Here is a 21,821-nt window from a genome sequence, read left to right as displayed (position 1 = left end):
AGCCCCCATTCAATAAAAAAACCGTTGTCTATGGAAGAGCATTATAGATGGATTCAACTATTTGTCCAGCTAACTGTGGGAGCGGGTTCAGTTGCCTTTCAGTTCTTTAATGACCTTTGAAATATTTGCTTCGTCTATACGGACAGGGGGCATCACGGAGTTTTTCTTTATGCTTCTGGGGTTTCTTATCCATTCCGCCAGACGCTTCTCCGTCCGCAGCTTTTCATTCGCAGAAAGAACCTGAGACCTGAAATATTTACCCGTAACACCTGACAGATTCACGGCTTCGCTTCCGGTTCCTCTGCCTCCGCCCTTTCGGGTGAGCATGCGGTGGCACCCGCCGCAGTACTTTTCAAAGGCTCCTTTACCGGATGAGGTTATGTATGCGACATAGGGTTCGGAAACTTTTTTTGAGCTTTTGGAGGATTCGTTCAGCAGATAGAGGATCAGTTTTCTGCGCTCCTCATCGCTGAACCGGAAGTCGGGCATATATTCGTTCACGTTCCTGATTTTATCGTCAAGATACTCTCCTGTGTTCTTCGCCGCTGAGGCGTTGAGGTCTGCCGCCGCACTCTCTCCCTCGGCTCCTATGCGGTGACACCTGCGGCATGCTGATTCATAAGCCAGCTTATCACCCCCGGAAACAGCTTTTTTATCCGTATAGAATCCGGCGAATTTTCCAGTGATGAGTCCCGCATGGGCAACGTTCTCTCTGGACGAGCGCACCTCACCCCTGTGGCAGACCGCACAGTCGCCATATCCCGCATAGTGCGGTTTATGGCACTGACCGCAGGCGAATACATCATATGAAAACAGCAGAAATATCAGAAACAGAAAGGCACGAGTTCCCAATTCGCCCCCCTGAAAAACATGGCAATGACGGTCAGCACGACAATCAGAACCGTCAGCGCAAGCATGAAAATCCAGACCCGCCTGCCCTCATGCGGAAACCAGACAGCTCTTTCATAAACAAACCTTCTGCCGTAGTCCGGCAGGAAATAGCACAGCACAAACAGCACCGCTGCGGCATTGAACAGCGACGCACGCCAGCTGACAACCTCCTGAATCCAGAGCAGAAACCATGCACTCTTGGCAGGGTTCGGCGGCGATGCGGGATCGGCAGGAAGCTCCAGAGGGCTTTTGAATATAAGCGACAGAACAACAGCCGCCGCAACAGTAACTGCGGATATAAGCAGGCTGAACCGCACCAGCCTGTCCCTGTCCTTCACCTTCTCAGGTTCCGCCATGGGCAGAAGTCCGCCGTCCCGCCGTATATTATAAAGATGTGCCGACAGCAGAATAAGCGTCAGCACGGGTATGAAAACGATATGAAGTGCATAGAAACGCAGAAGGGTGAGCCTTCCGCCCACATCGTCGGGCATCAGCAGAGTTTTGAGCAGAGCTCCTCCCGGCAGTGTATTCATCAGCTCCATTCCCGTTCTGGTCGCCCAGAAAGAGAGCTGATCCATCGGCATCAGGTATCCTGTGTAAGCTTCAAAAACTATCAGCCCGAAAAGGATATAGCCCAGTTTCCAGTTACTCGCTCTTGCGGCATAAACTCCGCAGAAGACCGTCCTGAGCAGATGCAGAGCCATGACCACCAGAAGCATATGGGAGCACATGCGGTGGAGCGAACGGATAAATTCCCCGCCGGATATCTTCTCCTCAAGGAAAAGAACCGAGCCGTATGCCGCCGAAGCCTCCGGAGAGTAATAGAACATCAGCAGAACCCCTGTCAGCATGAGCAGGATGAACAGGGCGGCGGAAATGATGCCCAGATATCCTGTCTTACGGAAAGAGAGGGTGTCTCTGTTGAAGGTCACAGGAAAAAGGTGTGTAAAAAAACGGGATATCAAGAGACGCTCCTTCTGAAAACCGTCAGGATGCCGTTCTTCTCTTCAAAAGCATATTCTGTAAGCGGCTTGACCGCAGGCCCTTTGATAACGCCTCCGTCCAGAGAAAATATGCTCCCGTGGCAGGGACAGGCAAACCTGTCGCCGTCGAGGGAAACCGTACAGCCCAGATGTGTGCAGGTCATTGAGAGAGCCGTTATTCTGCCATCTTTGCGCAGAACAGCGGTCTGCCTGTCTGCAAAGATGAGCGCACCCCCCTCCGGAATATCCGTTGACCTGACGCTGAGAATTATCTCCCCGCCAGCAGAAGGCGGAGTGAGGTATCTGAAAAGACCCCAGAGTCCTGCCGCACCCGCCGCAAAATATGTCAGTCTTTTCAGAAAACTCCGTCTGGAAACAGCCATTCAGCCCCCGTTGATATATGAAAGCAGGAGCTCCGGAGAGCCCCCGCCCGTTAAACCTACTGGATATAGTCCGTAAACTTCTGGGTATAAACCCCTGCGTGAACTATGAGAAAACGCAGGAAATATCCGCCCAGAAGCACCAACGCTTCAAAAAATATCAGCTTCCCGCCTTTAAGATGCAGTCTGCCGCTCTCGCCCAGCGCAAAAACAACCGCCGGAACAAGCAGTCCCAGAAACACCAGAACCACCCAGAACTCAATGGCAAATCTGCCGTTTAAAAGGCTCTTCGCCGAAAACTGCATTTCCGGCACACCCTGCATAGCAATGAAGAACATGCCCGCCAGAAGCAGAATCTCAAGCACTATCAGATAGAAGTGCGTGGTCTCTATTTTGTGCATGCTGTCTTCGGTTCTGAATGCAAGCTCCCGCACAATCATCGCTCCGGAGATACCTGTTGAGGTTGCGGAGATTATGAACAGTATGGGCAGTGCTGTCTGATGCCAGAAGGGTATGGCTCTGAGCACACCCAGAAGAACTGCGGTGTAGCCTGCCGTACAGATTCCGGTTATCACCAGCATCCATCTCATCCAGCCGCTGCCGCCCATTCCGTCCAGAAGTCTCGGCAGCCAGCCGCCTGCAAAGCGGAAGTATCTCGACAGTCCGAGATTGTAGACAGCATACAGCATTGAGAATATCGTGAAAAGGGTAAGAATGCCTGTTCCCCACGATATTGCCGAAGTGGGGTTGACAAACAGCAGAAGAAGCAGCCAAGGCTTCCACATACCCTGTCCCAGATCGATATACAGAAAGAATATACCGATGCTCACCAGAGGCATACCTATTACACTGGCGGCTTTGATGAAAGAGAGATATTTCTCCCTGTCGTACATATCCGCCAGAACAGCCGCAACTATAGCTCCCGCACCGACTCCGGCCAGAAACAGATATACGGCGATATACCATTCAAACGCTTCCTGAAAAACCATTCCGCCCTCCTACTTCTGTATGTAATAGATATTGGGGCGAGTGCCCAGATCCTGCCGCAGTTTCCAGACCTTATAGTGGTTTGTTGCGGCATCCCTCAGCAGAGCGGATATTTCACTGTTCGGGTCGTTTATGTCGCCGAACACCCTGACATTGCCCGGGCAGGTTGTTACACATGCGGGGGCGAGTCCTTCTGCTATTCTTGGCAGGCAGAAAGTGCATTTCTCCGCCACACCCAGTTCATGGTTAAAGAATCTGGCGTCGTAGGGGCAGGAGACGATGCAGTATTTACAGCCGACACATATCTTCTGGTTGACGGAAACGATCCCGTCCTCCCTTTTGTAGCTTGCCTTTGTTGGGCATACTGTGACACAGGGGGCATCGTCGCAGTGGTTGCACTGGTGAGGCAGAAAGTGCATCCTCATGGTGTCCGTATAGTCGGGGCTGACACCCGTGTCGATGTGTGTTCGGAACTTATCCTCCGGCACTTCCCATTCGGCCTTGCAAGCCACCATGCAGGCCTTGCAGTCGACGCACCGGTCCACAATATATGCCATTGCGTATTTCTTTTTCATTTTCTCCCCCGTCATGCCTTAACTATTCTGACAAAGCCGTTGTGGAAACCTGCTCCGCCGCTGATGGGGTCTGTTTCGTCCGATGTGAAATCGGAATCCCTTGCGCCGACACCGGATATTCTGGTCAGACCCTTGCTGACAGAACCGAAGCCGTGGGGCAGAAACACTGCGTCCCTGTGGATATGGTCAACAACCTTTGCAATGCAGGGGTTGCTCTTCTTATTACCCTTGGTAACGCAGACCTTGTCCCCGTTCTTTATTCCCAGAGCCTTCGCACGTCCGGAATTTATCCAGAGCTCGACCTCGGAGTGGTGCAGTGCCAGCAGCCATTCGTTGTTCTGGGTTCTGGCGTGTGTATGGAAGCTCACACGGCCGAACAGCAGACGGAACTCATCGGCTTTGGGCATAGGAGGTGCCTGATATGAGGGCAGGGGATCATACCCGAGATCGTTCAGCATGTTGCTGAAAAGCTCGATCTTGCCTGAAGGAGTATGGAACTCAGGCTCGATGCCCGATGCCAGCGGGAAGGGATCGCCCTCCGCACCCACCAGTGAGCCGTGCTTCTGCATAACTTTTTCGCTGAGCCCCAGCGATTCCAGAAGCTCGGTGTTATATTCCCTGACGTCCATGAAATGGTTCTGATATCCCATAGCCTTTGACAGTCTGGCGGCTATCTCCCATGCTCCCAGAGTATCGTGAAGAGGCTTCACCGCAGGCTCACGGAACTGGATATAGCCTGACTTTCTGGCTGTGGATATGATGGGGTCATATCTCTCCAGATAGGTGGATTCAGGAAGAATAACGTCCGAATACCATGCGGTGTCGGTCATGTATATCTCGCAGGTAACGATAAATTCGCTGGCCTCGATGGCCTTTGCCACAACGTCGGTGCTGCCCTGATTGTGGAAAGGGTTGCACCCGTAAACGAACATACCTTTGAGCGGATGCTTCTGCTCGGCAATGGCCTGCATCATTTTGTTCGCAAGACCAAGGTCTACGGATGCTATGGGAAACTCTGTGCCCGCTCCGTCGGCACGCTCGGCATCCACCTTTTCAAGGTCATGGACCATATGGGGCGTATCGAACTTGAGGGGAACGGGTTTGAAAATTCCGCCCGGCGTTTCCCAGTTGCCCATAAGAGCGTTGAGGATTGCAATGGCTCTTACGAACTGGGTGTCGCTGCCGTATCTTGTGAGGCGGCGTCCGGGGTGGATGTAGCAGTTGGGAGCCGCTTCGCAGAGTTTCACAGCGGCTTCGATTATATCTTTTTCGGGGATCTCGGTTACTTCGGATGCCCATTTGGTCGTGTAGCGGCGCACATGGGCGGAAAGCTCCTCCAGCCCGTAAGTGTACTTCTCCACAAACTCTTTGTTGTATATTTCCTTAACAATGATGTAGTTGATCATTGCCAGAACCAGAGCGGTGTCCGTTCCGGGTTTGATCATCATATATTTGTTCGCTTTGGCCGCCGTTTTGTTATATCTGGGGTCAACATAAATAACGTAGGCACCGTTTGCACAGCCGTTGATGAAATCAATAAGCTCGCCCATGTGGAGAGCCTCGGCAATGTTACGGCCGAGCAGCATTATGCACTTCGCATTCTCCGAATCCACAGGCTCTTTTCCGCCGACAGGTTTACCGTAGGTCAGTGCCCAGCCGATGTCCCTGCTGCCCGTACACTGTGAATAGGACGGAATGCAGATGTTGGGAGAACCCATGATGTGCAGGAGGTCAACAAAGGCATGCTCGCCGGAACCGTGGGCAAACAGCGAGAAGGTTCCGGAGCCGTATTTTTCTTTAAGGCCGTTGCATTTTTCGGCGACGTATTTAATCGCCTCGTCCCATGAAACCTCTTTGAACTGACCGGAGCCTCTTTCGCCTGTTCTGATAAGAGGCTTCTGGAGCCTGTCGGGATCGTAAAGCTGGGCAATGCCCGCATTGCCTTTTGCGCAGAGTTTTCCTCTGTTGCTGGGGCAGTCTTTCTGACCCTCCAGCTTATGCACTTTACCATCCACAACCTTTGCGGTTAAACCGCATTTCCAGAAACACATCTCGCACCAGTTCTGGGCGTATGTCACTCCTGTGGGGGCAGGTTGGCTGACCTCTCCGGCTATGAGACTGATAGATGACAGGGACGCCGCTGCCGCACCAGTGGCAAGGGTTCCCTGTAAGAACCGTCTGCGGGAGATTCTGTTTTTGATCATAATGTCCCTCTTGATTATTGCAAGGGAGGGAGCATTCGTATACTAAGTGAACTTACACCATAATAATAAATCTAAAGGAAAAGTCAATAATATTTCAGATAAAAAATAACTAACAAATACTGTATACAATAAGAAAGCATAAAAATATTGATTATAAATATATTAGACAAATACTACTATTATGTTTTAACATAGATGATTTCTATAGATTTAACTCATTATCTTATTTTTTTGAGTTTTCTACAGTTTTTGTCACCTGCTGCCATTTTTTAAGCAATGCTTTGTTATATTTCGCTCCTTTGCTCTTTATCCTTTTAAACTCGGAATCGTTAACAAAACGGCCGTTAGTCACGGAAAACCATTTTCCGTTGTAAAATGTCGGAAAGGGCAGACCATCCCTGTCTGTGTGATATATCCGCTCGTCCATCCGCTCACGCATGAGCCTTCTGTTGTCGGCATGACAGCTTTCGCAGAGCACCGTCTCCCTGCGGACGGTATGGGGAAAAACAGCTCTGAAATCCGATGAAACCATTTCGTTCTCTTTGCCTATGACCCTGTCCTTCTCTATTCTGGTCACAAAGCCTATGAACTGAGGCCTCAGCGGCGAATACTTCTTCCGCTCGTTAACACCGATGGGAAAATCCGCATACTGCTTGGTGTGACTGCTTTTAGCATAGTCCAAATGCGGTCTTTTGACCCATCTGAAATATTCTGAGAACTTCGTATCACGCATATATATCCAGAAAGTTCCGTACTCCTGATTTGCCCATGCGGAATGGCAGGTGTAGCACTCCATTCTGCCGTGTTCGGGAATTGAATGCTCAACGGAACTGTTTTTATTGAACTGATGGCAGTCGGTACAGGTTTTTGAGAATTTCCTCCCTTCGGCCAGACTCTTCATGGAGTGGCAGTCGCCGCACTGCATACCCTTTTCAAAATGCACGTCCTTAAGCATCGAGGCGTATTTTCCGCCCTTGTGTTCCCTGCCCCGCTGATACCGCTCGTGATCCTCCCGCTGTCCCAGTCCGCTGTATTCTATGCCTGTATAGTAGTCCCTGTGGCACTCCTGACAGTCGTCCGCAGAAGGTTTTTTTATGCTGTGGGGGTTTTCGCTGCGGTGACAGTCCGAACAGCTCTGCACATGGCAGTTTTTGCAGTTCTTATCCCAGAAGCCGCCGTCGTATCTCTCAAATGATTTTGAAACGAATACTTTTTCCGCACTGCGGTGCACCATGGCACTGTCGGTTATGCCGGCATATTCTCTGTGGCAGTTCAGGCATCCCGCCGCACCCTTTGAAAAATCAGCCGCACGGTCGAAATGGTCGGCATTTCGGGCATGGCACGATTCGCACTTCTGCGCCTTGTGGGCACCGGTCAGCGTCACCTTGTGGCAGGCGGCGCAGTTTTTATCATTTTTGTCCAGCGCAAAGCCGCTTTCAGTGAAGCAGAGGCTTATGCACAGGATCAGAAAGAACAGCATCGTACGAGATTCTGCCGCCATATATTCTGCCTTCTCCTTTTTCATGACACATTATGCATGTATTGGCACGGAGCATCGCCGCCAGCTCCCCTGTGTTCAGCAGTCGGGAGTGGTCACGGACAACGTCCGAGGTTACGTTTATTTTTCCGTCTTTAATACTGTAGAGCGAATCCAGAGGCTTTTCGCACTTGTCGCACATATATGAACTGCCGATGTTCCCCTTTGTCACCGAAACCAGCCCCTGACCGAATCCCGCAAACGCCAGTTTCGAATGGCAGGTTTCACAGCTCACGGCTTTTTTCCCTGTGTTATGGCTGAAAAACGGTGCAAACTTGAATTTTTTTTCGCCTCTGTAGTTGAAAACGTGATCATCCAGAACCTTATTGCCCTTTTCGTCTATATATGTCAGGAAAGTCTGACATCCGGGGGTAACAGGCGATATTTTTCCCCTCTGGTTCAGTCCGAGCTGAAAAGGAAAAAGTGTCCTGAAATCCTCGGTCTCGCTGAATGCGCCCGGAGTATCCTGCCCTTTTATCAGGTCGGTCATTTTCTCTGTTTTGTCATATGTGGTGTGGCATCCGTAGCACTGCGCCACGGTATTGGAATGGCAGGTGTAGCACTCCATACGCCCGTGACCGGAAACACCGTGATCCTGTGTCCCTTTAACGGTCTTTATCTCCAGACGTTTGCCCTCCCGCTTGGTGTAAAGATAGAACTTTCCGTTCTCCTTCCTTACGTTGGAGTACATACGCCCCTTTGAGGTGAGCACCATCTCGTCGCCGTAGCTCATTCTGACCTTATAGTTCTGCGATTCCCGCACGGGAGTGCTGTTCTCTTTGGTTATCCTCATGGTCTTGGGCAGTGCTTTTTCTGTGCCGTGACAGTCTTCGCAGGCGGTCTCTATCTGCTGATACATGTTTTCATACATATAGCCGTCGCCCATCATATCCCTTGAGGTGTGGCAGTCGATGCAGTCCATCCCGAAGCCGAAATGTATGTCCGCCTCCATGTGGCGGACGTTGCGCACCCCGTCCACAAGATCGGGACCCGGGTAGCCGTCCTTTGTGGGCACGAGGGAGTTGTTGCCGTCGTAGTAGCCTTCGTATGACAGAGCCAGCCTTCCGCTTCTGTTGTGGCAGGTTAGACAGACGTCGTTCGATGGAAGAGCCGAAATGACATGCTTTTCGGGATAGGGGCCTTTTCCGTGGATAGTTTTGTCCCCGCCCGCATAGGTTCCTTCATCGGAATGGTTAAAGTGGCATGCGGAACAGCCGGATGAGTGATGCGCCCTGTAGCCCTCCAGCTTATCGTAGCCTACATGGCAGGCGGAACAGAATTTCCGGTAAAGCTCGCCGGAAAGCTCATCAAGCTCAGCAACGGACGGCCTTTTCTGAGGTTTTCCGTTTTCGTCATACCCCTCTGCGCCCCCTGTGCTGTAAAGCTTGCCTTTATAGTCGTCCCATGCCTGCTGAGAGTTTTTTATCATACCAGTGGCTGTGTACATAAGCGTGCCTGAAACTCTCTCAAGCTGATACTGATGGCATTTGCCGCAGGTCTTTTCCCATACGGCAGGGTCTCCGGGGTTTCTGCCCCCCAGCATCTTCGCATGGGCAACGGCCTTGTCCGCCGAAAGCGGATCGCCGCCGTGGCACTCTTCGCAGGCAATTTTATGATTTTCAGAAGGATACTCTATCCCCGAATGGCAGTTGGAGGCCATGCAGCCCCTAGACACATCACCATTGCGGAAAAAACCGAGATACACGGTCACAGATACGCACAGAACAAAAAGAATTACCGCAGACATGTATATCAGTTTTTTTCGCACCGGAATTTATCTCCCCCAGCAGATCATAGCAGAAAAGGCGGGGTGGTGAAACCCCGCCTTAAAACAATATCAGCAGCCCTGAAGTTTAAAGCCGGGCTTACCGCCCACAGCCTCAACCTTCACAGCATCGCCGGCCTTAACATCAATGGCAGCATCAAGCTTGATTGTGATGTTAGTTCCGTCAACACTGACAACTTTTCCTTTGGATGCCTTAGCAGCCGCAACGGCTATTCCTGCCGAAATGACCATAACGGCCAGCACGATAATACCGATCTTCTTTCTCATATCATTTTCTCCTTTACTATCAGAACCTGACCTGCATATACAGTTCGAATGTATCGAAATCCTGCATATTGGTGTCCTGTCCGACCTCTTTGTCGAAGTTTGTTTTTGAATACTGTGCAGTGAGCTTTATCTTGTCTTCGTCTATGTAGTAGTTAACGCCGCCCGCAATGAAATCCACGGAGTTGTCATAGTATCCGTTGAGTTTTGCGAAGTCGAACTTGTCATAGCGTCCGAAGAACTGCACCTGTCCGGGGCCGACGTTGAAGGGGAGCATATAGCCCGCTTTAACATAATAGCCGTCACGCTCGCCGTTCTGACCGTATGAGTTTGCGTCGGGGTTTGTGCCCTTGTACGCATCGTCAAAGCTTACGTTAAGATATGCGGCTGAAAGGGTGAAGGTACCCGCTGCCGTGGGAAACTCGCCGAAAATATCATATGAATATGCGGCGTAGTCCTTTTTGTCGGCAAGGTTTGCAACGTCGCCGTAAACAGCGTCGGGCTCATACTGATAGGATGCGCCCACCGTAAGCACTTTCATCTTGCCGAAATATGTGCCCTTGTAGCCGTAGCCTGTCTCTTTATCCAGCAGAGAAAGGTGCATACGGCCTGTATAGCGGAGGTTTGAACCGGGATCGGGTGAACCGTCGGCAGCATCGCCTGTACGGCCTTCCTGAATCTCACCTCTTACCTGTACCATGTTGTCAAAGAACTCTGCACGTGCGCCGACACCCTTGTCTCTGCTTGTTTTGAAAGGAGCATAGACAAAGAATGAACGGTCAAGTGTCAGAGGGTTGAAACATCCCTCAAGGTTCTCTCTGGTGAGAGAGTGTTTGAACTTACCTGCGATCAGGTCAACGTTCTCAAATGGTGTGTATCTGAGCTGTGCATCCAGCAGATAAAAATCTTTGCTGTCGTCGTCAGATATGTCCACATAAAGCGGGTTTACGTTCTTGTCTTCAATGTATTCTGTCTGAACATAGAAGCTGAGCTTCTCGTTGTATGTGCCGATGAAGCCTATCCTGTTCCTTCTGAAGTTGAACTCGTTAGTGTCGTCTTCAGCGTTAACACCGCTCCCGGTGTTTCTGCCTGTGTAGCCGAACTGAGCGTCATAAAAGAACTGGAGATATTTGCCCTCGCCAAGCTCGATGGGCTTGAAGGCGAATGCGCTTCCTGCGCACATGAGCATAAGCATCAGCACTGTAAGTAATTTTGTTTTAAACATATTTATTCTCCGGATTTAATCAGCAGCCGCTGGGTCCGCCGGGAGTCACGGGTTCGCCCGAATCATCGCCGGAATCGGAACCGTCGTCATCATCGGAAGCGACATAGGCTTTGTCCGCTTCTTCAATCTCATTTCCCGTACCTGTGTAGCCGGGGTTGGAAACGAACAGCAGAGCGCCGTATACGTCTTTCCAGTTAGCTGTTGCAGCCATTGTTGCAGTCTGAGCAGTTGTGCTCACGTTGCCGGATGTAACAACGGGTGCGACTGTTGAAAGCCTGAAAGTGTCGAAGGAAAGAACGTTTGAGTTCACATTCGCCTTAAGAGGACCGCCCAGAGCTATCACACCTGTGCTGTCAGCAGTTGCGCCGTTGGGGTTGCCCACAGCCGTAACGCTTGCAGTGTCGGTGTACCAGTAGAAGGAAGATCCGCCCCAGTATACTGCCTGAGCAGCATAGGAAACTCCGCGCTCATATCCGGCGTGGCTTGACCATGCAGACCATGAACCGTCATACAGAGCTACGTTGGGGTATCCCAGAACCTCTTTGATATAATAGTAAACAGGTGTCGCAGAGTAGCCGGACACGCAATGAACTATGATGTTGCTGGCAGATGTGATGCCTTTTGCCGCAAGGATAGCCTCGCCTGTGGCCTTGTCAACAAACTTGCCGCCGCTGATGAAGCTGGCCGCATTGATACCAGTTACAGCGCCTTTGATACGTCCGTTGAACGCTACTGAACCCTGTGAATCAGTACCCCTTACGTCGATGATCTTTGTTGAAGCAGAACCCGCTCTTACAAGGTCGATAACGTTCTTGGTGGTGACTCTGGCCGCATCATGCAGGCCGGGAAGTTGCTTAACGGAGAATGTGCTGTCCGCAGGGTCAGCCGATACTGTTGCAGTGTCCACCAGAGAAGCGTCAAGTGCCTTCACAGCAGCAACGCCGCCGTCAAGTATCTTGATCTTTGACTCTGAAAATCCCCAGTAGAAGAATGTCCACCACGCTCTTGTGGCGTTGAATTCGCTTGAAGATACAGCCTGATTCGCAAAAACTATGACAGTATCTTTTGTCACGCCCATGTCCTGAATCATCTTGTCCATCGTTGCGCCTGTGGTCACCATCCTTGCGGATGTGGCTCTGGCATCAACAGTGTCGATGGGACCTTCGGCCCTGTACTCATCCAGAGCAAAGCCGTTGATCACCGCACTGTTACCTCTGATTGAGCCGATGATCCTGTCTGACGCAGCTGTGAAATCAGTCTGAACGTCAACGATTATAACGGGATAACCTTCGGATGTTTTCCAGCCGTTCTTGATCCACTGAACAGCCGTATCAGCAGAAACAAGAGTTTCGGCAGAAACATCGTATCCGTTCCACCATGCGTTGGATGGCTGAGTAGGTGCCGGAGCCTCATAAGAACCGCCGCCTCCGCCGCAAGCAGAAAGCACCGCAAACGCAGAAGCGAACGCCGCCGTTACCATGAATGAACGGCCTTTCCTCAATAAAGAGTGCTTCATAAAATCCTCCAATTAGGGCATATGCCCTTTCGTGTTATGGTTTTGCAGCTATCGTTCACTTAGTTACAAAATGCCCTTCCCACGCTTTCGGTTACGAACCACTCCGGACAAAACGGCTTCTTTTCCGCCTTGTCTTAATTTCTAAATTCAAATGTCTTAATATCTATACTTATCATAAATAAAACACACGAATATCAACCCGTCAACTCAACTTGGCATATGCTAATTACGATTAACATCAATAATTTAATATCTATGATTATCCATATGTTTTTATGTTTGCCTATACAGAAGGTGCGATGGATTTTATGATAAAAACTCTCTCAATTAAAAAATGATGAAAATTTTTTTAAATTGAATTTAATGTGAATTATGCCGCAGGCTAAATTTTCATATATAAAAATTCATTGGCCATGTGCTTTAGGGTAAAGGGGATTTTTTCCACAATAAAACATAATCTCTTAACCTATTTTTAACTGACATTCTTCCCGCAATTTCAAAAATATATAATTCTTGTTTTCAGCCAACAACATGTTAAAATCAGACCAACTTAACACCGAGGTATTTTATGGACTGTATTTTCTGCAAAATAATAAGCGGAGAGATCCCTTGCAGCAAAATCTATGAGGATGACCTGTTCATCGCCTTTCTGGACATCCGTCCCATCAGAAAGGGTCATACTCTGATTGTGCCCAAAAGACATTTTGAAAGCCTTTTCGATACGCCCGTAGAAGAATCTGCGGCAATCTATGCCGTTACGGCAAAAGTTGCGGCGGCAGTTCGGGAGGCCACTAAATCAACCGGAATTAATATTATCCAGAACAACGGGGCGGATGCCGGACAGGAAGTCTTCCACTCCCACATCCACATTATCCCCAGAAGCCATGATGACGGCCTGAAGTTTGAAAGACAGCATGATGAATACAGCGGCTTCGAGGAGATGGGCAAGCTGGCTCACCGCATCCACAGCCTGACAGAATAAGAATGGAACCGGGGGTGTGTGGGGTACTGGTGTCCCCTGCGGTCTTCAAAACCGATGGTGACGCACCTGTGCGTCAGGCGGGTTCGATTCCCGTGCACCTCCGCCAAAATATTTTATATATCCAGTTTATCAGTAACATGCAGATGGCACTTTTTGATGTGTGCCTTATTTGAGACAAAAACAGAACTGTTCCAGTAAAAATGTTATAATTTCATAGCGGTGTGATCACCGGAAATTCTGGTACCGGGTGCTACTCATTCCGTCTTGAACGGAGAGTGCTATGATGAGGCTTCCAGTTCATCCGCACCGCTTATCAAATCTCTTCCATATTTTGTATGCACTTGATTTTTATATCCTGCATATAATTAAAAATCGGCTCCGCTATGTGCGATGGAAAATTTTCAGGAAGCTGTTTTCTGACATTTGCGATAACATCATCCATAGACCAAATAACATCCTTAACAATACCTTTCATGGCCTCTGTTGAGAAATTACATGCATCAGCCGTCCGTATCCAATTGCTGACATGAATACGCTCCCATAAGTATTGCTTATTGGTTCCCACAACAGCCATCGCCATCTTTATTTTACTGGGATGTATCTCTTTTTTAGCCAAACTGGGATAAATGGATATTACGTCGTAAATCGGGGTCAGATTATATGCTCCCTGAGGGTTCAGCCTGATACTAAAGTTTTTCGCATGTCCATCTACAGCGCCCATAACCCAAAACAAAAAAACCGTCTTCATAAAGGTATGCCTATCCTCTTGACTATTGGACGAACCACGGAGAATTTCCATAATTCTTTCAATCCCCAATCTACCGTCTTTTTCATATTTCAGAGATGGTGACGTGCCAGTGATTTGACAAAAGTCTTCCTGAGGCAATCTGATAATCCATGACTTGTCGTCAGCCAATTTCCTATCGAACCGTTCAACGGACAATACTTTCATGTCTTCAAACTGTACAATGTCCATATTTGCAACAGCTAAACCGAATGCCTTTAAAATAAGATGGCAAAGCCACTCATTTTCAACACTTTCAGATAAATCAATGTTGTTGGCGCGGATATAACCTATCGGTAATTTTATAATATGTGTCGTAGGGGTCGAGCCTTCAGGTCGATACCAGTCTTCATTTCTTTTCAATAAGGCCGTTTTTTCCTGAGCACCGGCAAGCGAAATTCTGAAGTCATCTGAATCATCCATCCCAAGAGGTTCTGTCCGGTAATTTTTCAGAATTTTAGCAATATCATGGTCTGATAATAGCTTTCCTTCAATATTTCTCACACGGCAAGGATTCTTTCCATAAGGAACGAGTTGGATTGCACCAACGCAGTCATTACCTATTTCAGCAAGGATATCAAAACTGTCCGATCTGCCAATTTTCAACCTTGCCTGTATTCTGTCAAGCACCTTCTGATTATCCGGCAAGAGATTATCCAGATAATTCCTTACCACATCGCCACTGTGTTTTTTCGTAAATAACGGCATAGACAAAGATAACGGTCTGCTTTCCTCCATCTGCATCCACTCGTCCGCATAAGTAAATTCAAGTAAACTGGTTGTCAGCCTTTCCAATATCCCAACCAGAATGCCATTCATATAGACGTTTAATTTTGCCGACTGACTTTCACGTCCCACGTCACCACTCCGCCTTTAATTTTGAATCTTTCGGATTCAGTGCCATATCAAGGTTTAATTCTGAAAGTACTATAAACAATGTATCCAGCCGTGTGTTCTTTGATCCGTTTTCTATTTTTGAAATAGTTGCTTGGCGTAGACCAGTTTTTTCTGCCAGTTGCCCTTGAGTGAGCTTGGCTTTCTGTCTGGCCGATTTTATAGCGTGCCCCAATATTTCCGGAGAACTGATTATTTGACTTATCATTGCAACCTCGTATACGCATAACAGTATAAAACATATTAATACGCTATTGCGTATAAATAGTACTTATACGCAGAGGCGTATATTTGAATAATATACTCCATAGCGTATATTGTCAACGCATCTTCCACAAGAACCTTATAGCTTTACCCAGCATTTTGTTTGATAACTTCGATCTTGAATTCTTCAGGGTATCGCTTATTGCTTTGGAAAGCTCCTCGTGTTATTTTTAGAACTCTAAAGTATTTGCCTTTCTAGAGGATATTCAGAACATTAGGATTAACAACGAATCATGATTTAAACACTTATTGCCGAAAGATTAAACTTAATACATCATTCCGAACAGCCAGAGGGGGATTTTGTTACCGTATCCGATTTCTAAATCTGCGGCGGCAACGTAGGCATTTTCAATATCCTTTATCTGTTTGAAACCTTTGTCTTTTCCGCCTATCTCAAACGTGATGCCGTCAGCTGTGTAATCACCGCTTTTCGCACACTCCAGAGACACAGACAGAAAATTGTCCTGCATCCGATAGTAGTTATTAAGCTGGTTTACGAAAAACACTTCCCGCACTGTCCCAATGTCCGGCTTTGAGCTTATCGCAAAGAGCAGGTTCGAGTTGTTCATCAGCAGTTTCTCGGACTTTCTCACTGCACCGTCACCCCTGCCTGCAGGCTTAACCAAGTTAACCAGCCCAGCCTCCCGCAGATATATCAGGTATTCGTTCATCGTCACCCTGTCTATCCCGGTAACCTCGGACAATCCTGTCTTTTTAAGCTCATACGGCGGTGTCGTGGCAAGCATATAGAGTAGCTTCTTTATCTGATGTATCTTCGCATATTTAATATCGCACACAAAGCCCATGTCGGTTTCTAAAACTTCTCTAATCGTGTTGGAAAGCTTCATGTGATATGTCGGTTTATCGTTGAGAAAGAACGGATAATAGCCATATGAAAGATATTCTGAGAATACTTTCAGCACTTTCGGGAATTTAGAGATAACATCACCTGCAATGTCTATATGGTTTTTAAGCAGGTCTTCCAAACTGTATATCCCGAGCTGCATGCCATAGGCGAGGTTCAGATACTCTCTGAACGATAGTCCGTCCAGATGGTAAAATGCCGCTCTTCTGCTGAGATCTGCATCCTGCATATTCATCTGCAAAAGGCTTGAACCTGAAAATACGACCTTTAAATCGGGGCGGGTGTCGCATATAGCTTTTATGTGTTTTGACCAGTCCGGATATTTATGTACCTCGTCAAGACACAGCAGTTCTCCGCCGTTTTTGGCAAACTCTGCGGCAAACTCATTCAATGGCAAATCCTGAAATCTGGGGTTGTCCACTGAAACGTATAATGCGTTGGTTTTCCCATCATATTTCGATTTGAGGTACTGCATCATCATAGTGGTTTTCCCGACACCACGTGCGCCAAGTATGCCTATGCAGTTATTATCCCAATGTATTTTATTAAAAAGATAGCGACTGTCAGCACTCGGAAGTTTCTTCATAGCAATCGCCTGTTCGGCAAACCACAAGTCAAGATCAAACATACAGCACCTCTGTAAAATACATCTTACAATAGTGCGGCAACAATGTAAAGTCCAACTTACATAAAAGAAACAATATGCATGTAAGTTTCATTTTACAAACACTAATCTTGCATGTAAAGTACATTTTACATTATCACACAATCAAGCCCAGCGTCTCATTTCATTTTGTCCTAAATAGAGCCAAGGCAAAGCCAGACAAGACAGAATAGATTGCAATCTTCCAATCACTTAAGATAACGCAGGAGTCCTGAATAGGACACCATTACAGTCCCGTGCACCTCCGCCAAATCAATCAAATCATTTCTATACTCAAGGGAGCATTTTATTCGGCAAATATAGGAAGCTGTATTATACTTTGTGATATAGGGAGGTACTCATGTCATTTTACAATCTCTCAGCAAAAAGCCTTTCAGGAGAAACCGTTAACTTTGCCGAATTTACCGGCAAAACAGTTCTCGTCGTAAACACTGCCAGCAAATGCGGCTTCTCACCTCAATACAACGATCTTGAAAAACTTAATCTAAAATACAAAGATAAAGGTCTTGTGATTCTGGGCTTCCCATGCAACCAGTTCGGCAATCAGGAACCGGGCAATGCAAAGGAAATAGAAACCACATGCAGGATAAACTACGGAGTTACATTCAGAATTTTTGAAAAGTGTGACGTAAGGGGCGATTCGGCGCATCCGGTCTTCAGATTCCTTTCGGGCAGACTTCCTGGAATATTCGGCACGGAAAGTATTAAATGGAATTTCACAAAATTCCTTATTGCTCCGGATGGCACTCCTGTGAGGCGTTTTGCTCCTTTCACAAACCCCATGAAAACTGAGAAGCATATTTTGCAGTATTTAGGACAGTAGTGAAGGTACTGTAAGTCAGGAAAACAGGGGCGCAGAGCACCCCTGCAATCCCACCTTCAAGAAAAAACTGCGAAAGCCTCATTGAGCGAGCCTTTCAACAGATACGCTACGCCTTTATAAAAATCTGTCGCCGAATTTTCTATCATTTTTTCAGTAAATTCATCCACCCAACTTGCCGGATGGTCTTTTATGAACTCTGCAATCTCCTTTCTGACATCCTCAGCGGTTTCGTCAGCCGCCGCAGTTGCACAGAGAAAGTTGAGATAAGCACATTCATAAGCCATGTGGTCGTCGGGTTCTTTGTGGAGATTATGGATCTCAAGGCCGAACTTTCTGTATCTGTTTCTGACCTTAAGTGTTGCTTCGCCGAAAATAGTGCGATCCTGTTCTTTATAGACCGACTCCCAGGGCGGAGCGAAAAGATGTCCGGGGCCTATGAAAAGTTTATTGAAATTATCCTTAAGCGGCTGTAATTCGCTTTCGGTATAGTTTTTCAGGTAATTTTTGAGAAGTTCCAGTCCGGTCTTCGATTCGGCACTCTCCGGGAAAGGCCATTCGTCCAGAAGGCCGACACTGTCTCTGAACCCCTCCATATATTCTTTTTCAGGTGCGTCCAGAAGAACCTTGTTGAAGAACGAGAACGCCGCCATCGCTTCAAGATATCTGTCGCTGTCTGTAATGTTCATTGCTTTTTCCTTGAAAGTTTATAAATGGGCGGAGGTGTTATCCCCCGCCCGTCATCGTTTTATCAGAATACTTCTTCTTTGTTCACCACAGCCGTGCCTGATGACGAATCCTTGTGCAGGTTGAAGACTGCATTGGGTTTCGTGAAGGCTGTAAAGGATGCGACTATGTTTGCATTGCCATATTTTTCTCTCAGCACTTCGATCTCGCCGAACTCAAGGGCTCTTGAGGGGCAAGCCTTTACGCATGCGGGCGAGGGTACGCCATCGGCAGTTTTTTCGTCAGTACACATGATGCATTTTTTCATGTGTTTTGCCTGATGGTCATAAACCGGAGCCTTGTAGGGGCAGGCATTCTGGCAGCCGAAGCATGAGATGCACTTTGATGCGTCGTAAACAACGACACCATCGGCTTCTCTTTTGGTATATGCGTTTGCAGGGCACACGTTCAGACATGCGGGGTTATCGCAATGCTGACAGCCGAGGGACACATAAAATGCGAAGATGGAATTGTTATAAGCGTTCACATCTGTTTCGCTCCAGTTTCCGCCGGAAAACTCGTAAACCTTCCTGAACTTCTCTCCGGAATTCAGGTTCTGTCTGTCTTTGCATGCAACAAAGCATGCTTTGCAGCCTGTGCAGTGTTTGGTATCTATGTAGAATCCGTACTGTTTGCTCATCTTATCCTCCTTAGCCTGTTACCTTTTTAACAGCGGCAAGAACGCTGTGCTGACAGTTCCCTTTCGACACGGGACCGGGTCTGAAATCCGTAAGGACGTTGATACATCCGCCGTAGTCAACAACGCTGCTGTTGCCTATTTCCGCCGGAGCGAGGGTGCCTGTGTGAACCACACTGCTGTTATACCACTTGCCGCCGGGGTTGTACCATGCGCCCTGAGGCAGACCGATTACACCGGGCATAACCCTTGCGGTAATCTTGGCCTTGATGCGCACAGCTCCTCTGTCGTTGTATATCTCCACAGTATCGCCGTGGGATATACCCAGACGCTGAGCGTCAATGTTGTTTATCCATGCAGTCTGCACGCTGGCTTCCCTGTTCCACTCGCAGTTGTAGTATGTTGAGTGGGTTCTCTGCTTATAGTGGAATCCGACCACCTGGAAAGGATAGGTGCTTCTGGCAGGGTCGTCATATCCGCTCCATGAAGCGTAGTATTCAGGAATAGGAGATATCTTGTCCTTGCCGTCGTTGAACTCGGCAGGGAACGTCCACTGATGCTTCAGGTTGTAGAGACGTTTTGAGAATATCTCAAACTTGCCCGAAGGAGTAGAGACTCGCTTAGTTGCGGGATCTTCCACGAAGGCTTTGAAAGCAACTGACGGAACAGCCGTTGTGCTGTAATGCTTTATAAGGCCTTTCTCTTTGCATTTCGCATAGGTGTCCTGACCTTTTGCGGCAGTGAAGATACCCTGATCGCCGTATTTTGTTATGGACTGATTGAAAAGGTATTCCAGCCACTGATCCTGAGTTCTGCCCTCGGTGAAAGCCGCTTTGATGCCAAGCTTGTCGGAGATAAGAGAGAGCATCTCATAGATGGTCTTGCACTCGAACATAGGTTCGATGGCTTTACTCTGGAATTTGATATCGCAGGTATTACCGCCTGAGTTCGTAGACATATCGTTCTGCTCGAAGTTAGTACAGTCGGGCAGAATATAGTCAGATATCATTGCTGAAGGAGTGAAATAGTTATCGATGGTTACGATGCATTCCACCAGTGACTCGTTCTTGTACATCGCCATGGTTCCGTTGACATCTGAGTGCTGGTTGAGCATACAGTTACCCGCATAGTTCCATATGAACTTGATGGGAGCGGGCAGGGGAGTATCCTGTGTAGCCAGACCTCTTACGCCCCATGTTCTTCCGGTCATGCTTGTATGATCTTTGATAGCCTGCGGCCATGCAAAGTTGGATATAGTATAGCCTACGGGGTTAGCGGGGAAGGTGCTCACCCATTTATCCATACGCACTGAAACTGAAGATGCGGCCTCTCTGGCAGACGAACCGCCGCCTGTGATACCGATGTTTTTAGTGAGGATGGTTATCAGACCGATGGCTCTTGAGTTGTTGCCGCCCAGTGAGTGTCTCTGGGGACCCCATCCCTGAATTACCATTGCGGGGGACTCGTTAATCAGCTGTTTTGCGAATGCTTTTATTTTTGCTTCCGAAACACCTGTAATGGCAGATGCCCATGCGGGAGTCTTAACGATGCCGTCAGTTCCAAGACCGCTGATGTATGCTCTGTATGAGCTGTTGGCAGGGATAGCAGGCTCAGTCGCATCAGTATCGCCCCATTTCTTATCATAAGCAGGCTCATATGAGGATTCCGCACCGGCAGTAACCTCAACAACCCCGGCCATTGAAGCTTCACTCCAGCCTACACAGCGTGCGTCGATCCATGCTTCGTCCAGCAGACCTTCGGAAAGAAGGTACTGAACCATACCCGCAACCAGTGCAGAATCGGTTCCGGGACGGATAGCCAGCCAGTCGGCCTCAAGGGCAATAGCTGTATCGGTGTAGAAGGGATCCACAACTACAAATTTGAGGTCGGGATTAGCTTCTTTTGCTTTCTGCAGGTGATATGTGAAGTGTCTGGCAGAACCCATTCTGGTGTTCGCAGGGTTGTTACCCCAAAGAACCACAAGGTTGCTGTTCACAGCATCGGTGATGGTGTTGTTGCTCCAGCTTGTACCCTCAAGAAGGCACAGGTCGGATGTTATCTGTGAAGTTGAATAGTCTGCATAATGGTTCAGCCAGCCGCCCCAAAGGTTGTGCATTCTTGCGAGAGGGGTAGAGGCAGGGGGCCATGAGCAGGACATGTGGGCACAGATAGTTCCTGTTGCATACTGAACATAGAATGCTCCGGGACCATAGGTAGTCTTAACAGACTGCATTTTGGCTGCAATCTCAGTGATCGCCTGATCCCAGGAGATACGCTCGTACTGACCGGAACCTCTGAGGGATCCGGCAACTCTTTTCATGGGGTACTTGAGTCTGTCGGTGTTGTATATTCTCTGACGTACGGAACGGCCTCTTACGCATGAACGCTGCTGATAGTCCGCACCATAAGGTCCGTATGTGTCTGCAGATTCGTTATCCGTTCCCACACGAACAACAACTCCGTCCTTAACATAAAGCTTAAGGGGGCAGTTGCTTCCGCAGTTAACGTTGCAGGCAGACCAGACTGCCTTATCGTAGTCGAAATCTTTGGGCTTGATGACCGAGTTGTCTTCCTCGACCTTGTCCGAACCGCCGACAGAGCCGCAGCCAACCGTAGCCGCCGCACCCAGCATGGCGCTCCATTTCATGAAAGTTCTTCTGGAAACATCCAGAGATTTAGTTAAACGCTCTTTATCTAATACAGACATATTAACCTCCGTTAATTCTCAAACAGATTTCCTGGCTCGCATGGCTAATGCGGTACATTCCGCAGCAGCCGTCAATATCCTTTCCGGCAAGGTGAAAACAGAACTCCGATAATCCCCTCCCTTCCGGCCG

Annotated in this window: 19 protein-coding genes and 1 tRNA gene; 3 read left to right on the top strand and 17 right to left on the bottom strand. The window is 48.3% G+C overall.

Going from position 1 to position 21,821, the window contains the following annotated elements:
- Nucleotides 1-87 precede the first annotated feature (87 nt).
- The 11 genes from extS to C8D98_RS02290 form a co-directional block, all read right to left on the bottom strand.
- Nucleotides 88-852, bottom strand: a complete 765-nt coding sequence (extS, locus tag C8D98_RS02340) for a selenite/tellurite reduction operon c-type cytochrome lipoprotein ExtS (protein WP_165871160.1) — start codon at nucleotides 850-852, stop codon at nucleotides 88-90.
- Complete coding sequence (locus C8D98_RS02335; RefSeq protein ID WP_207891230.1) at nucleotides 825-1,856, bottom strand: cytochrome b N-terminal domain-containing protein; 1,032 nt, start codon at nucleotides 1,854-1,856, stop codon at nucleotides 825-827. Before C8D98_RS02335 ends, extS begins: the two co-directional genes overlap by 28 nt.
- Nucleotides 1,853-2,257 (bottom strand): QcrA and Rieske domain-containing protein, encoded by a 405-nt coding sequence (locus tag C8D98_RS02330; protein WP_132872978.1) that lies wholly within the window; start codon nucleotides 2,255-2,257, stop codon nucleotides 1,853-1,855. Before C8D98_RS02330 ends, C8D98_RS02335 begins: the two co-directional genes overlap by 4 nt.
- A 56-nt stretch (nucleotides 2,258-2,313) precedes the next feature.
- Entirely contained in the window at nucleotides 2,314-3,243 is a 930-nt protein-coding gene (nrfD, locus tag C8D98_RS02325; RefSeq protein ID WP_132871665.1) for an NrfD/PsrC family molybdoenzyme membrane anchor subunit, read from the bottom strand.
- Between the two features lie 9 nt (nucleotides 3,244-3,252).
- Nucleotides 3,253-3,816, bottom strand: a complete 564-nt coding sequence (locus C8D98_RS02320) for a 4Fe-4S dicluster domain-containing protein (RefSeq protein WP_132871663.1) — start codon at nucleotides 3,814-3,816, stop codon at nucleotides 3,253-3,255.
- Nucleotides 3,817-3,827: 11 nt separating this feature from the next.
- Entirely contained in the window at nucleotides 3,828-6,020 is a 2,193-nt protein-coding gene (locus C8D98_RS02315) for a molybdopterin-containing oxidoreductase family protein (protein WP_132871661.1), read from the bottom strand.
- Nucleotides 6,021-6,243: 223 nt separating this feature from the next.
- Nucleotides 6,244-7,521: a selenite/tellurite reduction operon b-type cytochrome iron-sulfur cluster-binding subunit ExtO gene (extO, locus tag C8D98_RS02310; protein ID WP_243640898.1), complete on the bottom strand. Its 1,278-nt coding sequence runs from the start codon at nucleotides 7,519-7,521 to the stop codon at nucleotides 6,244-6,246.
- The gene (extM, locus tag C8D98_RS02305; RefSeq protein WP_243640897.1) at nucleotides 7,457-9,325 is read right to left on the bottom strand and encodes a selenite/tellurite reduction operon c-type cytochrome ExtM; all 1,869 of its coding nucleotides are present in this window, start codon (nucleotides 9,323-9,325) and stop codon (nucleotides 7,457-7,459) included. The genes extO and extM overlap by 65 nt, the downstream gene beginning before the upstream one ends.
- A gap of 69 nt (nucleotides 9,326-9,394) precedes the next feature.
- Complete coding sequence (gene extJ, locus C8D98_RS02300; RefSeq protein ID WP_132871659.1) at nucleotides 9,395-9,610, bottom strand: selenite/tellurite reduction operon protein ExtJ; 216 nt, start codon at nucleotides 9,608-9,610, stop codon at nucleotides 9,395-9,397.
- Between the two features lie 19 nt (nucleotides 9,611-9,629).
- Nucleotides 9,630-10,832 carry a selenite/tellurite reduction operon porin ExtI gene (extI, locus tag C8D98_RS02295; protein ID WP_132871657.1) on the bottom strand — a complete coding sequence of 401 codons (1,203 nt, stop codon included), beginning with the start codon at nucleotides 10,830-10,832 and terminating at the stop codon, nucleotides 9,630-9,632.
- A 19-nt stretch (nucleotides 10,833-10,851) separates the two neighbouring features.
- On the bottom strand, nucleotides 10,852-12,348 hold the full coding sequence (locus tag C8D98_RS02290; RefSeq protein ID WP_132871655.1) for a sulfurtransferase: 1,497 nt from the start codon (nucleotides 12,346-12,348) through the stop codon (nucleotides 10,852-10,854).
- Between the two features lie 568 nt (nucleotides 12,349-12,916).
- On the opposite strand from C8D98_RS02290, the gene C8D98_RS02285 reads away from it, so the two are divergent.
- Together C8D98_RS02285 and C8D98_RS02280 are read left to right on the top strand one after the other, a co-directional pair.
- The gene (locus tag C8D98_RS02285; protein WP_132871654.1) at nucleotides 12,917-13,330 is read left to right on the top strand and encodes an HIT family protein; all 414 of its coding nucleotides are present in this window, start codon (nucleotides 12,917-12,919) and stop codon (nucleotides 13,328-13,330) included.
- Between the two features lie 10 nt (nucleotides 13,331-13,340).
- Nucleotides 13,341-13,436, top strand: a tRNA-Sec gene (locus C8D98_RS02280).
- A gap of 207 nt (nucleotides 13,437-13,643) precedes the next feature.
- On the opposite strand, the gene C8D98_RS02275 is transcribed toward C8D98_RS02280, so the two are convergent.
- The 3 genes from C8D98_RS02275 to C8D98_RS02265 all read right to left on the bottom strand — a co-directional run bounded on the left by C8D98_RS02275 (nucleotide 13,644) and on the right by C8D98_RS02265 (nucleotide 16,765).
- Nucleotides 13,644-14,972 (bottom strand): type II toxin-antitoxin system HipA family toxin, encoded by a 1,329-nt coding sequence (locus C8D98_RS02275; RefSeq protein ID WP_207891229.1) that lies wholly within the window; start codon nucleotides 14,970-14,972, stop codon nucleotides 13,644-13,646.
- A 1-nt stretch (nucleotide 14,973) separates the two neighbouring features.
- Nucleotides 14,974-15,216, bottom strand: coding sequence for a helix-turn-helix domain-containing protein (locus tag C8D98_RS02270; RefSeq protein ID WP_132871653.1), 243 nt, complete (start codon nucleotides 15,214-15,216; stop codon nucleotides 14,974-14,976).
- A gap of 322 nt (nucleotides 15,217-15,538) precedes the next feature.
- Nucleotides 15,539-16,765 (bottom strand): ATP-binding protein, encoded by a 1,227-nt coding sequence (locus C8D98_RS02265; RefSeq protein WP_132871652.1) that lies wholly within the window; start codon nucleotides 16,763-16,765, stop codon nucleotides 15,539-15,541.
- Between the two features lie 376 nt (nucleotides 16,766-17,141).
- Between C8D98_RS02265 and C8D98_RS02260 the strand changes: the two genes are divergently transcribed.
- The gene (locus C8D98_RS02260) at nucleotides 17,142-17,624 is read left to right on the top strand and encodes a glutathione peroxidase (protein WP_132871651.1); all 483 of its coding nucleotides are present in this window, start codon (nucleotides 17,142-17,144) and stop codon (nucleotides 17,622-17,624) included.
- Nucleotides 17,625-17,680: 56 nt separating this feature from the next.
- On the opposite strand, the gene C8D98_RS02255 is transcribed toward C8D98_RS02260, so the two are convergent.
- The 3 genes from C8D98_RS02255 to C8D98_RS02245 all read right to left on the bottom strand — a co-directional run bounded on the left by C8D98_RS02255 (nucleotide 17,681) and on the right by C8D98_RS02245 (nucleotide 21,691).
- Entirely contained in the window at nucleotides 17,681-18,310 is a 630-nt protein-coding gene (locus C8D98_RS02255) for a TorD/DmsD family molecular chaperone (protein ID WP_132871650.1), read from the bottom strand.
- 62 nt (nucleotides 18,311-18,372) lie between these two features.
- A complete protein-coding gene (locus C8D98_RS02250; RefSeq protein WP_132871649.1) occupies nucleotides 18,373-18,987 on the bottom strand; it encodes a 4Fe-4S dicluster domain-containing protein in 615 nt (204 codons plus the stop codon).
- Between the two features lie 10 nt (nucleotides 18,988-18,997).
- The gene (locus C8D98_RS02245) at nucleotides 18,998-21,691 is read right to left on the bottom strand and encodes a DMSO/selenate family reductase complex A subunit (protein ID WP_132871648.1); all 2,694 of its coding nucleotides are present in this window, start codon (nucleotides 21,689-21,691) and stop codon (nucleotides 18,998-19,000) included.
- Nucleotides 21,692-21,821: the final 130 nt, after the last annotated feature.

Origin of the sequence: Seleniivibrio woodruffii, from assembly GCF_004339245.1 — a bacterium.
GTDB classification, from domain to species: Bacteria; Chrysiogenota; Deferribacteres; order Deferribacterales; family Geovibrionaceae; genus Seleniivibrio; species Seleniivibrio woodruffii.
Note: the sequence above shows the minus strand (reverse complement) of the source record. Positions and strands in the feature narration are given on the sequence as shown.